Below are 12,874 nucleotides of genomic sequence, written 5' to 3'. Positions count from 1 at the left end.
CATATCGGACAGTGTCTCGACGGGGCCCGCGCGCGGCGCGGCACGGCGCGGCCGGCGGGACGGTCCGCCCGGCCGGACCGGGCGTACGCCTCACCGCCGCGCCTCCGTCGTGCCCGGCGTCCGTCAGCGGTCCTGGGACAGGCGGAGCAGGTCCGCGAAGACCCCGTTCGCCTGGACGAGTTCGTCGTACGGGCCCTGCTCGGTGATGCGGCCCTGCTCCATGACCACGACGTGGTCGGCGATCCTGGTGTTCTCCAGGCGGTGCGTGACGACGATGGTGATGCGCTCGCCGGCGATGGCCTTGATCCTCCCGAAGATTCCGTGCTCGCCCCGCGGGTCCATCTGCGACGTCGGCTCGTCCAGGATCAGCAGCGGGGTCTGCCGGTAGAGCGCGCGTCCGCAGACCAGGCGCTGCCACTGGCCGCCGGACAGTTCGGCACCGCCCCACAGCTCCTTGGCGAGCAGGGTGTCGAGCTGCCGCGGCAGCTTCTCGACCGCCTCCCGCATGCCCACGGCGTCGACCGCCTCCCAGACCGGTCCGTCGTCGTAGGTGCGGGGCTGGCCGAGGGTGATGTTCTCGCGGGTGCGCAGGGGCCAGCAGGCGAAGTTCTGCGGGACGAGGGCGGTGCGCCTCCACACGGCGTCGGGATCCGCGTCGGCGAGGTCGGTGCCGTCCCACAGGACGCGGCCCTTGTCGGCAAGGAGGATGCCGGTGATGAGCTTGGCCAGGGTGGATTTGCCCGAGCCGTTCTCACCGACGATGGCGAGGATCTGACCGCGCCGCAGGGTGAGCGACACCCCGTCGACCGCCGGTTCGTCCTTGCCGGGGTACCGGTAGACGACCTCGTCGAGCCGGATCTCGTCCACGCGTGCGGGGATGGTCCGTTCACCGCGCCGGGGGGCGCGGTCGCGGGCCATGTCGAGGAAGGACCGCATGTCGGCGAGGTAGAGCGAGGTGTGGAACATGGCGGCGCCGTTGGTGACGAACTGCGACAGCGCGCCCAGCGTGGTCTGCACGGCGACCACGGCGGTGGCGGCGACCGGAAGGGCGACACGCCCGGTGGTGGCCAGCCAGGCGAGGGTGGCCCAGGTGCCGAGCAGGAACACGCCGCCCAGGGCGCTGGTCGCCAGCACGATGCGCAGCATACGGGGCGCGGCGGTGAGGGTGCGCCGGTCGATGCGGTCGGACAGGGCGCGGTACCAGTAGACGAGGTAGCCGGTCATGCCGTTGGCGCGGACCTCGTCCCCGTAGCGCGAGTAGGTGGCCCACCAGCGCATCATGGAGCGGACGTTGCGGTCGCCGACGTTGAGGTAGTGGGTCTCGTAGTCGACGCGCGCGGACAGTACGGCGCCCACGCCGGCCGGGACGACGGCCAGCAGGAGCAGCGGCAGCATCAGCGGGTGCAGGGCGGTGATGACGCCGCTCGCGGCGATCATGCGGATGAGCGCGGCCGTGAACCGCTGACTGTCCTGGACCATGAACCGGGTCCGGGTGACGCCGACCTCGGCGGCCTCCTGCCGGTCGGCGAAGCCGTCCTCCCCGTACGCCGACGCCTCGACCCGGCAGACGGCGGTGACGAGCGCGATGTCCGCCTCCGTCGTCAGCAGCGGTGTGATCCGCCCGTCGGCGTAGGAGGACAGGGCGCCGCTGATCCGGCCGACTGCCGCGGCGGCCATCACCACGGTCAGCGAGCCGAGCGCGCCGTTCAGGCGTTCGGCGACGGTACCGGTGCCGAGGATGTGGGTCATGGCCCGTGCGGTGAAGGCGAGGACGAGCGCGGCCGTGGCGCCCGTGAGCAACTGGCAGGCCAGCAGGAGCACCACGCCGGTCCTGTCGACGGACCAGGCCATGCGCGCGGTGTGTCCGAGCACGGAGGGAAGCCGGCGGCACATGGCGCCGAAACCGGCCTCCGCCAGCGGGTTCCTGCCGTACTTGCCCTCGAAGCTGATGGTGGCGGGAGGTGGAGGGGGAGGCATTTCCCCGTTCACGGTCGAGGCGTCGGTCACAGTCACCCGAATCCCTCCTTGGGGCTCGCACCGCGCCTGGATGGCTCGGCAGTGCCCGGTACAACGAGGTGCCGGGAGAATCGAACACGCTCGATTCCGGACGCGGTGGACCCCTTGAGCTGCAAGGGGTCGCTCGGGTGGCCGCCGCAGTGGAGCCGCCGCCGGCGAGGGCGGGTTGGCCGAAACGCCGATGCCCGAGACGCCTGGGGCCCATGGGTTTCGCAGGGCGCGGCCCCGGTCCGCACCGCCGGCCGATCCGCTTGCCCACGGCCGGGCGCGTCCCCTGCCCGAGGAGGCGACGACCCGCTACCTTTCTCCGCGCCGGCACACCTTGGCCCGATCGACGCGCGCGCCGGAGCCGGCTCCTGACCTGCCGTCAACCACCGCTGGAGACAGCCACATGGGACGCAGCACACGACTTTGGCCGCCTGCCGGACGCCGACTGCCCGCTGTCGCGGCCGGTACGGTGGCCGCCCTGGTCGTGGTCCTGACCTCCTCGGCGGCCTCGGACACCGCACAGCCGCCGCAGCGCGCGTCGCACACGCTGCCCGGCGGCTACCGGCACCTGGTCGTGATCTACGAGGAGAACCACTCCTTCGACAACCTCTACGGCACCTGGGGACCGGTCGGCGGCCAGAAGGTCGAGGGCCTGGCCCGGGCCACCGCCCGGCAGCGCACCCAGCGCGCCCAGGACGGCACGCCCTATCGCTGCCTGCTCCAGAACGACGTGAACCTGACCAGTCCGCCCCTCCCGTCGACCTGCCGCGACGCCGCCCACGGGTTGGAGGCGAGCGCGTTCGCCAACGAGCCGTTCACCATCGACGACCACATCCGGCCGCGGGACCGCACCTGCCCGGCGCCCGGAGTCCGGGCGGACGACGGCGTGGCCAAGGACTCTCCGGGCGCCCTGCCCGGTGGCTGCACCCGGGACCTGGTGCACCGCTTCTACCAGAACCGGTACGCCATCGACGGCGGCCGGCAGGACCGCTACGTCACCGCCTCCGACGCGGCCGGCCTCACCATGGGCCACTACGCCACCACGTCACTGCCGATCCACCGCTACCTGCACGCCCCGGGCGCCCCGCGCTACGTCCTGGCCGACCACTTCTTCCAGGGCGCGTTCGGCGGTTCCTTCCTCAACCACCAGTACCTGATCGCCGCGCGGGCCCCGCGGGACACCAGCGGCGGCGCGTCCGGCGCGAAGAACACGGTCCTCGACGCCAACGGCATGCCCACGTCGTACCCGCTGTACAGGGCGACCGGCCCGGTGGTGGACGGCGCGCTGACCGCCGCCTGCCCGGACGGCGCTCCGGCCGACTACGCGCACGCGTGCGGCAGCCTGGCCGTCAACACGGTGCAGCCGTCCAGCGCACCGCACGGCAGCGGCCCCAGGATCCCGCTGATCGACGACACGAAGTACCCCAACATCGGCGACCGGCTCACCGCCGCAGGCATCTCCTGGAACTGGTACTCCGGCGGCTGGGACGACGCGGAGGCCGGGCACCCCGGGCCGCTGTTCCAGTACCACCACCAGCCGTTCAACTACTTCGCCGGCTACGCCCCCGGCACGCCGGGCCGCCGCCACCTGCGCGACGAGACGGAGTTCCTGCGCGCGGCCGGGGCCGGCACCCTGCCGGCCGTCAGCTTCGTCAAGCCCTACGGTGCCGAGAACGAGCACCCCGGCTACGCCGCCGAGGCGTACGGCAGCGACCACCTCGTCGACCTGCTGAGGGCCGTGACGGAGGGCCCGCAGGCCCGTGACACGCTCGTGGTCGTCACCTACGACGAGTTCGGCGGCCAGTGGGACCACCTGCCACCCCCCGGACCGGGCTCGCCCACGCGCGGCGCCCACGACGCCTGGGGCCCCGGCACTCGCGTCCCGGCCCTGGTCGTCTCCCGCTCGCTGCCGCGCTCGGGCGTCGACCACACCGTCTACGACACCACCTCCATCCTCGCCACCATCGAGCGGAGCTACGGCCTGAAGCCCGTCGCCACCCGTGACGCGGTCGTCAACGACCTGTCCGCGGCCGTCGCCGCCGGCGGCCGCAGGACCAGGTAGCGGCCCCCGGCACCGGCGCTCCCACCGGAGACGCCGCGCTGCGCCGCCGGAAAGCGACGGCCTGCCAGACGGCCAGGAGCAGCAGCGTGCCGGCCTCGGCCAGGATGCTGAGCAGGGCCTGCGGTGCGGGCCGCAGACCGTGCTCGGTGAATCCGAACACGCCCACCGTGCGGGAGGCGGCGAAGCCGCCGAGGGCGCCCAGAGCCACCCCCGCGGCGGCCAGCCTCAGCAGTGGCGGCATCCCGATCAGCAGCAGCGCGGCGACGGCGAAGGAGACGCTCGCCTGGAGCAGGAACAGGGGCCCCACGACGGGGAGGAAGCGGTACGCGTCGACGTAGAGCCGGGCGTGGATGTATCCGCTCCCGGCGAGCGTGGCGGCGATCGCGGTACGCGCGGCCGGGGCGAGGAGTCCTCCGGCGGTCATGCCAGCCTCTCGTCCTTGATCGCCAGCTCCCGGTCGCCCTGCCGGTAGCCCACCGTGCGGATACCGAGCGCGTCCTTGAGCTGCCGGGCGGGCACGACCTGCGGAGTGGGCGCGGGGGCCCGTCCTGGCTTCGGCAGCGGATAGGCCGTGGTGGTGGCGGAGTGGAAGGTGATGTTGCCGTCCGTCTTGGTGAAGAGCTGATGGACATGCCCGTTGAGACAGGTGACGGAGGAGAAGCGGCGCAGGAGCGCGATGACGCGCAGCGCGTCGTCCGTACTCCAGCCCCACCGCGGGTACATGGCGAACAGCGGGATGTGACTGAAGACCACGATGGGCGTGTCCGAGGACAGTCCCCTGAGGTCCCTGCGGACGAACTCGATCTGCTCCTCGCCGAGATGGCCGAGCTTCTCCAGGCTCAGGGTGTTGACCAGGGCGATGAAGTGCACGCCGTGGGTGTCGAAGCTGTACCAGCCCTCGCCGAGCGTGCCCTTGCCGAAGGTCTGCCGGTAGGCGCGTCCTGCGTCGCCGATGGAGTCGTGCTCGCCGGGCACCGTGAAGACACGGTCGGTCCGCATCCCCGTCATCATCTGCCTGACCTGGTCGAACTGCGAGGGCGTGGAGAGATGGGTCAGATCCCCGCTGTGCATCACGAAGTCGGGCCGGAAGCCGAGCGAGTTGACCTGGCGGATCGCCTCGGAGAAGGAGCCGGCCACGTCCATGTTCGCCGGGCCCTGGAAGCCGATGTGGCTGTCGGAGACCTGCACGAACCGCAGGGCGCCGCTCGCCGTCGCACCGGCTCCCGCCGCCATGGCTCCAGCGGCCGTGGTCCCGGGGGCCGCGGCTTCGGGGGCGCCGCTCCTGTCGGCGATGTGGCTGATCACCTCCCCACTCGCCACGGTCAGCACCACGGCACCGCCGAACCACCCGGCGTGCCGGAGGAGTTGGCGCCGGGTCATGCCGTTCGGGCCGTCGGGCTGCCCGGTGTCGTCCAGCGGTGCCGGATCGAGCCTGTCGTCGGGCCTGTCGTCGGGCCTGTCGGGGTACGCGGTCATCGGGTCACCTCCACGGTGGCGGTCATGAAGGGGTGGATCGTGCAGAGGTAGTGGTAGGTGCCGGGCGCGGTGAACCGGTAGCGATACGTGGCGTGGGTGGCCAGGGCGGCCGAACGCAACGGGCCGCCCGAACCGGTGCTGGTGACGGTGTGCGCGTCGGTGTCCTGGTTGGTCCAGGTCACCGTCGTGCCCGTCTTGACCTTCAGGGTGGCGGGGGAGAACGCGAAGTTCTTGATCGCCACGGTGCTCCCCGACACCGGCGCGGCCGGTGCTCGCGCGCTCGGGGACGTCATGGGCATGGTCATGCTGGGCATCGGCGCGGCGCCCGTCGAGGGGCCCGCCGGGCCTCCCGACCCGGTGGCGCCGGGCGTCCCGGCCGGCTGGCTCTGCCCCTGACCAGGCGTGATGCCGCCGGCCGCGGCCGACGGGGAATGCGACGACTGGCCGCACGCGCTGAGCAGCCCCAGCGTGCCGACGGCCGCGACGGCCAGCCCTCCGGCCGCGAGGCGTGAGCGCCGGCGCGGCGGATGTGGGCGACGCGGGCGACGCGGTGGACAGGGTGGACCGATGTTCAGGTGCATGGTGATCGTTCCCAACTGATCGGGACGGAGAGGCCGAGTCGGGCCGCGCGCGGACGCGCGGGACCGGACCCGTGGGGGATATGGCGCGTATCCGCGCTCTTGCGTGGTTTCACGGACGGCGACGGCCGTACGGTTCGGTGATCGAGCGCCTTTTTGTCGCACTGCTCTCTCCGCGGCCGGCGGCGGCCCGCTGGGCGCGACACGACAAAAGGGGGCATATGCGCGATGATCGGCATATGCCATGGGCTCACCGAAAACGTGGTCCAACGGCCGATCCGGATCGCTCCGCGCGCCGTGTCCCTGGTATGGGGACCGCTGCGACCACGGACGAGGAACTGCTCCGCACTCTGTACGCCGAGCACGCGGGCCCCCTTTTCCACTACGTGCTGCGACTGACCTCAGGAGACCGGCAGTGGGCCGAGGACGTCGTGCAGGAGACGCTGCTGCGCGCGTGGCAGCACCCCGACGCGTTCGAACCGGATCGCGGTCCGGCACGGGCCTGGCTCTGCACGGTCGCCCGGCACGTGGTCATCGACGGCCACCGGGCCCGCAGGGCCAGGCCGGCCGAGGTGGACGGCGAGGCCCTGGAGCAGGCCGCCGAGCAGACGCGCGGCGAGGACCAGATCGAGCAGGCGCTGCAGAGCTGGGCGGTGGCCGACGCCCTGCGGACGCTCTCCCCGGACCACCGCGCCGTCCTCATGGAGACGTACTACCGGGGCCGGACCATGGTGGAGGCCGCCGATGCGCTGGGCATCCCGCTCGGCACCGTGAAGTCGCGGACCTACTACGCCCTGCACGCCCTCAGGCTGGCCCTCCAGGAACGGGGGATCGAGTCATGACGGCGGCGTGGAGGAGGTGCCGACCATGAACGCGGACCACGACGCCCTCCGGCTGGCGCTGGGCGGATACGTCCTGGGCGCGCTCTCCCCGGCGGAGAGCGAGCAGGTGCGTGCCCACCTCGCGACGTGCGACGCGTGCCGGCAGGAACACGCCGAACTGGCGGGACTGCCGGCCCTGCTCGCGACGGTCACCGAAGCCGACGTCGGCCTCGAGGCCTCGGGGGCGCCGATGCCCGCGGCCGGCGGGGACCTGGCCGACCGGCTGGTGCGGCGGGCCGCCGACAGCACGTCGGACACGCCTCCGGAACGCTCCGGCGCGCCCCCGGCGGCCCCTCAGGCACCCGAGGCGGGCCTCCTCGACCGGATGCTCCAGCAGGCCGCGACCAGGCGCCGCAGGACCTGGCGGCTGCAGTGGGCCGGAGCGGCCGCCTCCCTGGCGCTCATCGGGTCGGCGATCGGCGGCACCTGGCTCGCCACCAGCGGATCCGTGATCGGTGAGGCGACACCGCCCGGACCGACCGCGCAGGTCCCGTCGCGCACCTTCTCCGGACACGATGCCGCCACCGGCGTCACCGCGTCGGTGAAGGTCTCGCCCTCCGCGTGGGGCAGCGTCCTCCAGGTCTCCGCCGGAGGGGCGCCCGCGGGCATCGTCTGCCGCCTGCAGGCGATCGGGCCCGGCGGCAGCAGGGCGGACGCCGCCACCTGGCGGGCGGGCCAGTACCCTCCCGGCACCACGATTCCCGGAGCCGTGCCCCTCTCACCGGGGGCCATCCAGCACTTCGAGATCATCACGGACAATGGTCAGAAGCTGGTCACGATCCGGGCGTAGGCGCTGCCCGGGAACCCGCACCCGCAGAAAAACCGCGAAAGGTGCAATCAGCCCCGAACCATGTGGTACTCGCTCTCCGTGCAACTGGATGAGGGGTCCAACTCGGGTAAAACCGAAGCGATTCCACCCGGTTCACGGGCGGCCCCTCGGATTCCGGCCTCCGCACCCTACAGAAGAGCCACACGACCATGTTTGTGACCGATCCCGCCTGTCCGAGCCCCCCACTGCTCTCGCACTGCAGCCACCAGGCGCTGCTCACCCTCCCCGCGCAGGCGGCGCACGTCCCGGCCGCCCGTCACTTCGCGGCAGACCTGCTGGACTGCTGGCGCGTCCCCCAGAGCGAGCGGGACTCCGCCGTCCTCATCGTCGACGAACTCGCCGCGAACGCCGCCCAGTACGGGCGTGAGCACATGACGCTGCTGCTCTTCCTCGACCACGACACCCTGCACATCGTCGTCAGCGACTCCGGAACCGCCGTGGAGCACTGCCGGCGCGAGGCGGCCCCGGACGAACACGGCCGCGGCACCGGCATCGTCCGCTACCTCGCGGAGTCGACCGAGGTCCACCAGACCCGCGGCGGCCGAGAGGTCCGCGCCTGCCTGCGGTGCCGGGCATGACGCCGACCCGTACGCGCCCCTATTCCTCGTCGCCCGCCCTCATCTCCACGTCGATCACGCCGTCGTCCTGGAAGAGCTCGGACGCCAGTTGCGCGGGATCCTGGGCGCCCTCCAGTTCCAGCAGCACCTTCGCCGCGTCGTCGGTGCGGCCGGGCAGCCGCTCCACCCTGACCTGGAGGATGCGGAAGCCCATGCGGGTGCAGACCTGCATCAGGCGCGGCAGCAGCGCGGTGCCGGTCCGGTAGGTCAGGCGCGCCTCGAAGACGTGGGTGGACGTGCCCGGCAGCAGCCGGGTGGACAGCACGAAGGGGTATCCGCGGACGACGAGGAAGTGCACGATGGTGGTCGCCATCGCGAGGATGGGCAGTCCGCCGCCGCAGGCCATGCCGACCGCGCAGGTCAGCCAGACGGTCGCCGCCGTGGTCAGGCCGCGCACCGCGTCCCGGCGCACGAAGATCAGCCCGCCGCCGATGAACCCGATCCCCGAGACGATCTGCGCCGCTACCCGGGACGGGTCGAAGGAGACGTTCTCCAGCCCCAGGACGTTGGTGAACCCGTGCTGCGAGACCTCCATCATCAAGGCGCTGGAGATCCCGACCAGCGTGTGCGTCCGCAGGCCCGCGCTTTTCTGCTTGGCCTCCCGCTCCCAGCCGATCAGGCTCGACAACAGCAGCGCCAGCCCCAGCTCGGACAGCTGCCGCGCACCCTGCCCGTTGCTCACGTCCCACAACGCCGCCGCGAGCCCTGTCACACGCACCTCCTGACCCGTACGTTCTCCATCAAGCCGACATCTACCCCCAACCTGGCACGTCACGATCAGCACCGCCGGGAGTTCGCGCACCGGTTCCGGCTAAAGAGGCAAGGAGGGGGCCGACGGCCGTCCCGTCGCGGGCGGTAGCGTTGCGCCCGGACGGCCATTTCCAGACGGCGCAGGGGGCGATCGATGGACCAGCAGTTGAACCTGGTGACCTTGGGTGTGGGGGACTTGACGGTCAGCCGCCGGTTCTACACCGAGGGCCTCGGCTGGACACCGCTGCTCGACCTGGACGAGATCGTCTTCTACCAGGTCGGCCGGGGGCTGGCCCTGGGGCTCTTCCCCCTGGCCGACCTCGGCGCCGACACCGGGCAGGCGGCGTTGGCCGGCACCCCCTTCACCCTTGCGCGGAACCTCGACTCGCCCGCCGAGGTGGACGTGGCCGTGGAGAGGGCTCGTGCGGCGGGGGCGACGGTCCTCAAGGAGCCGCAACGCGCGGCGTTCGGGGGCTACCACGCCTACTTCGCCGATCCGGACGGCCACCGCTGGGAGGTGTGCCACAACCCCGGCTGGTCGGTCGCCGACGACGGCACCGTGACACTGACGGCCGTCGATGCGGCGGACGCGGAGGACTGACGAAGACGGCGGGGAAGAACCCACCCGGCCGGGTCAACGCGGGGCACGCCTGGGTTGCGTGCCCCGCCGGGCGGGCGTTCGGTGGGGCGTGGCCCCTCAGAAGACGTCTACGGCTTCGCCGAGCCCCTCTCGAAATGAGTGCGCGGTGTGCCGCCCTCCGCCCGGCCGGAGCGGAGGGTGACCGCGTGGAGGAGGGCGTCGCGGCAGGCGAGGACGGCGGGATGGCGGCTGCCGCCGCGGCGGACCACGGTGGAGATGCGGCGTGCGCGCTGACCGCGGGGGAGCTGCCGCAGGGTGACCGTGGGGGAGTGCCCGTCCCAGACCAGGTCGGGGAGGAAGGCCGCGGCGTGCTGCTGCTCGACGAGACGGAGGTGGAGCAGCAGGTCGGTGGTCTCGAAGCGTACGTCGGGTTCGAATCCGGCGTTGCGGCACAGGGTCATGGCCCAGTGCCGTGCGGCCGTGCCCTCGGGTTCCATCACCCAGGCGTGCCCGTCCAGTGAGCGCAGCGCCGCCATCGGACCGTCGGTGTCCTGGCCGTCGGCCAGGTGGGGCAGGGCGAGGCGCAGGGGGTCGTCGAGCAGGTCCTCCTGTTCGAGTTCGGAGGGCCGCGGGTTGGGGTTGCCGGGGTACTCCTCGGCGAGGACCAGGTCGAAGTCACGGGCCAGCAGGGCGGGCAGAGCCTTCTCGGGTTCCATGTGCGTGATGTGGACGCGCAGTTGCGGGTGCCGGTCGCGCAACAGGCCGAGCGCGGTGGGGACCAGGGCCAGGGCGGCCGTCTGGAACGAGGCGACGCGCAGGGTGCCGGTCAGATCGGACAACGAGGTGGCGATGTCCGCCTCGGCGCGCTCCAGACGTTCGAGGACCGCCTCGGTGTGGGCGACGAGGATCTCGGCCTGCTCGGTCAGCCGAACCCGCCGCCCGGCCGGCTCCAGCAGCGGGACGCCGACCTCGGCCTCCAGTTGCGAGAGCTGCTGGGACACGGAGGAGGGCGCGTAGGACAGGGCGGCGGCGACGGCGGCCAGAGTGCCGCGGTGCTTCAGTTCGCGCAGCAACCGCAGCCGGTGCAGATCGAACATCGTCGGGCCTCCCCTCGCCGTCACGGAGCGACGCCCTGAATCATCGGTTTCTCCGACGAGTATAGGTCGAAAACATTCGCTGGACCGATCGTAGGAGGCCGTCGGACCCTGGTCGTGTGTCCGACAACGCCTTCCGCCGCCGTACCCCGTCGTGGTCCATGCGCCCCCGTGCCCGCGCCTGGCGGTGCGGCCCCGCACCCGCCGGAGTGCGGGGCTTCCATGCCGCGCTGCCCGGCTACGCACCCACCCCACTGACCGAACTACCATCGCTCGCCGACGAGTTGGGCGCCGGCCGGGTCTTCGTCAAGGACGAGTCGTGCCGGCTGGGGCTGCCCGCCTTCAAGGCCCTGGGCGCGTCCTGGGCGGTCCACCGGACCCTCGCCGAGCGGGCCGCGAGCGGCGCCGGGCCGGGACCGGTCGTGCTGGTGACCGCCACCGACGGCAACCACGGCCGGGCGGTGGCCCGCACGGCACGCCTGCTCGGGCAGCACGCCCACGTCTTCGTACCGCGCGGAGTGCATCCGCGGGCCGTGGCGGCCATCGCCGCCGAGGCGGCGGAGGTGACCGAGGTTCCGGGCCCCTACGACGAGGCCGTGCGCCGGGCCGCCGAGGCGGCCGCCGCGCCGGACTCGGTGCTGGTCCAGGACACCGCCTGGCCGGGCTACGAACGGATCCCGGGGTGGATCGTCGAGGGCTACTCGACCCTCTGCGCGGAGATCGACGAGCAACTGGCGGCCGCGGGGGCCGCCGAGGGCCCCGACCTCGTCTCCATACCGGTGGGCGTCGGCTCCCTGGCCCAGGCCGTGGTCACCCACTACCGCAGCCGCCCCTCGGGGCACGCTCCCGCGCTGCTGTCGGTGGAGCCGCGGTCCGCCGCCTGCGTCCTGGAAAGCCTCACCCGCGGCGAACCCGTCACCGTCGCCGGCGGCGACACCACCATGGCGGGGCTGAACTGCGGAACCCCCTCCAGCATCGCCTGGCCCTACCTGCACGGCGGCCTGGACGCCGCTGTCGCCGTCCCCGACGCCGACAGCGCCCACGCGGCCGCCCGCCTCGCCGCCCTCGGGGTCTCCTCGGGCCCCTGCGGGGCCGCCGCGCTCGCCGGTCTCCGCGCGGTGCTGGCCGGCGTGGGCGGCGAGGAGCGCCGTACGGCCCTGGGGCTCGACGGGACCTCGGTGGTCGTGCTGCTGAGCACCGAGGGCCGCGACGCGAACCCGCACTCCGTCATCGACCACTGAACGCGCCACACCGGAAGGACCCCCGCGTTGACCACCCCCGAAAGGCCGAGGAGGAGGGCGGCCGCGTGCTGACCCACCTCGCGGCCGCGTCCCTCGTCCTCGGCCTGCTGACCGTCGTGCCCGGCCCGGACATGGCGGTGGTCACCCGGCGCGCCCTCGTGGCCGGCACCGGGGACGCGCTGCGCACCGTGGGCGGGATCGTGACCGGGCTGCTGCTGTGGGGCGCGCTGAGCGTGGCCGGACTCGCGGCCCTGCTCGCCGCCTCGCCCACGGCGTACCTGGTCGTCAAGCTCCTCGGCGCCGGCTACCTGGTCCTGCTGGGCGGGCAGGCGCTGTGGCAGAACCGCCGCGGCGCCGCGGATCCCGCCCGCACGGACAGCGGCTCGCCCGCCGCCGGAAGCGCCTGGCGGACCGGCCTGGTCAGCAACGCCCTCAACCCGAAGATCGCCGTCTTCTACTCCGGACTGCTCCCCGGCCTCGCCCCGCCCCAAATCCCCGCCGCCTGGGCCATGACGCTGCTGGTCCTCCTCCACGCCACCCTGACGGTCATCTGGCTGGGCGGTTACGCCCTGCTGCTTCACAGCGCCGGAGACGTCCTCGGAAGGCCGGGGTTGCGCCGCGTGCTCGGACGGACCACGGGCGTCGTACTGATCGGTCTCGCTGTCGTGGTGGCGGCCTCGGCCGACTGACCCGGCCTGTCACCGGATCCCGGCGAAACCGAAAGTTAACCCCACGGTCACCTGAGGTCGGTCCGCGTGACGT

Annotated in this window: 14 protein-coding genes; 8 read left to right on the top strand and 6 right to left on the bottom strand. The window is 72.8% G+C overall.

Annotated features, from left to right (window positions below; translation table 11 throughout):
- Nucleotides 1-123 precede the first annotated feature (123 nt).
- The gene (locus ACIOWN_RS26845; RefSeq protein ID WP_401983575.1) at nt 124-2,007 is read right to left on the bottom strand and encodes an ATP-binding cassette domain-containing protein; all 1,884 of its coding nucleotides are present in this window, start codon (nt 2,005-2,007) and stop codon (nt 124-126) included.
- Nucleotides 2,008-2,407: 400 nt separating this feature from the next.
- On the opposite strand from ACIOWN_RS26845, the gene ACIOWN_RS26840 reads away from it, so the two are divergent.
- Nucleotides 2,408-4,066: an alkaline phosphatase family protein gene (locus tag ACIOWN_RS26840; protein WP_362349055.1), complete on the top strand. Its 1,659-nt coding sequence runs from the start codon at nt 2,408-2,410 to the stop codon at nt 4,064-4,066.
- On the opposite strand, the gene ACIOWN_RS26835 is transcribed toward ACIOWN_RS26840, so the two are convergent.
- From ACIOWN_RS26835 to ACIOWN_RS26825, 3 genes are read right to left on the bottom strand one after another with little or no spacing between them, the layout of a single operon-like run.
- Nucleotides 4,017-4,490: a hypothetical protein gene (locus ACIOWN_RS26835; RefSeq protein ID WP_362349053.1), complete on the bottom strand. Its 474-nt coding sequence runs from the start codon at nt 4,488-4,490 to the stop codon at nt 4,017-4,019. The genes ACIOWN_RS26840 and ACIOWN_RS26835 overlap by 50 nt on opposite strands.
- A complete protein-coding gene (locus tag ACIOWN_RS26830; RefSeq protein ID WP_401983537.1) occupies nt 4,487-5,542 on the bottom strand; it encodes a metallophosphoesterase family protein in 1,056 nt (351 codons plus the stop codon). Before ACIOWN_RS26830 ends, ACIOWN_RS26835 begins: the two co-directional genes overlap by 4 nt.
- Nucleotides 5,539-5,784 (bottom strand): plastocyanin/azurin family copper-binding protein, encoded by a 246-nt coding sequence (locus ACIOWN_RS26825; RefSeq protein WP_362349049.1) that lies wholly within the window; start codon nt 5,782-5,784, stop codon nt 5,539-5,541. The genes ACIOWN_RS26830 and ACIOWN_RS26825 overlap by 4 nt, the downstream gene beginning before the upstream one ends.
- Between ACIOWN_RS26825 and ACIOWN_RS26820 the strand changes: the two genes are divergently transcribed.
- From ACIOWN_RS26820 to ACIOWN_RS26805, 4 genes are all read left to right on the top strand, one after another.
- Nucleotides 5,774-5,938 carry a hypothetical protein gene (locus ACIOWN_RS26820; RefSeq protein ID WP_401983536.1) on the top strand — a complete coding sequence of 55 codons (165 nt, stop codon included), beginning with the start codon at nt 5,774-5,776 and terminating at the stop codon, nt 5,936-5,938. The two genes, ACIOWN_RS26825 and ACIOWN_RS26820, sit on opposite strands and share 11 nt — an antisense overlap.
- Nucleotides 5,939-6,428: 490 nt before the next feature.
- Nucleotides 6,429-6,962: a sigma-70 family RNA polymerase sigma factor gene (locus ACIOWN_RS26815; protein ID WP_362349045.1), complete on the top strand. Its 534-nt coding sequence runs from the start codon at nt 6,429-6,431 to the stop codon at nt 6,960-6,962.
- 25 nt (nt 6,963-6,987) lie between these two features.
- Complete coding sequence (locus ACIOWN_RS26810) at nt 6,988-7,791, top strand: zf-HC2 domain-containing protein (protein WP_362349043.1); 804 nt, start codon at nt 6,988-6,990, stop codon at nt 7,789-7,791.
- A 188-nt stretch (nt 7,792-7,979) separates the two neighbouring features.
- The gene (locus ACIOWN_RS26805) at nt 7,980-8,408 is read left to right on the top strand and encodes an ATP-binding protein (protein WP_362349041.1); all 429 of its coding nucleotides are present in this window, start codon (nt 7,980-7,982) and stop codon (nt 8,406-8,408) included.
- Nucleotides 8,409-8,427: 19 nt separating this feature from the next.
- Here the strand turns inward: ACIOWN_RS26805 and ACIOWN_RS26800 are convergent, their stop codons facing one another.
- Complete coding sequence (locus tag ACIOWN_RS26800; protein WP_362349039.1) at nt 8,428-9,159, bottom strand: MgtC/SapB family protein; 732 nt, start codon at nt 9,157-9,159, stop codon at nt 8,428-8,430.
- Between the two features lie 192 nt (nt 9,160-9,351).
- Here ACIOWN_RS26800 and ACIOWN_RS26795 point away from each other — a divergent pair, with 192 nt between their 5' ends.
- Entirely contained in the window at nt 9,352-9,798 is a 447-nt protein-coding gene (locus ACIOWN_RS26795) for a VOC family protein (protein ID WP_362349037.1), read from the top strand.
- Between the two features lie 107 nt (nt 9,799-9,905).
- On the opposite strand, the gene ACIOWN_RS26790 is transcribed toward ACIOWN_RS26795, so the two are convergent.
- Nucleotides 9,906-10,874: a LysR substrate-binding domain-containing protein gene (locus tag ACIOWN_RS26790; protein ID WP_362349035.1), complete on the bottom strand. Its 969-nt coding sequence runs from the start codon at nt 10,872-10,874 to the stop codon at nt 9,906-9,908.
- Nucleotides 10,875-11,032: 158 nt separating this feature from the next.
- Here ACIOWN_RS26790 and ACIOWN_RS26785 point away from each other — a divergent pair, with 158 nt between their 5' ends.
- On the top strand, nt 11,033-12,112 hold the full coding sequence (locus ACIOWN_RS26785; RefSeq protein ID WP_362349135.1) for a diaminopropionate ammonia-lyase: 1,080 nt from the start codon (nt 11,033-11,035) through the stop codon (nt 12,110-12,112).
- A gap of 65 nt (nt 12,113-12,177) precedes the next feature.
- Entirely contained in the window at nt 12,178-12,801 is a 624-nt protein-coding gene (locus ACIOWN_RS26780; RefSeq protein ID WP_401983534.1) for a LysE family translocator, read from the top strand.
- Nucleotides 12,802-12,874 lie beyond the last annotated feature (73 nt).

Source organism: Streptomyces sp. NPDC087787, assembly GCF_044743035.1.
Taxonomy (GTDB): Bacteria; Actinomycetota; Actinomycetes; order Streptomycetales; family Streptomycetaceae; genus Streptomyces.
This window is presented reverse-complemented; position numbering and strand designations above follow the sequence as displayed.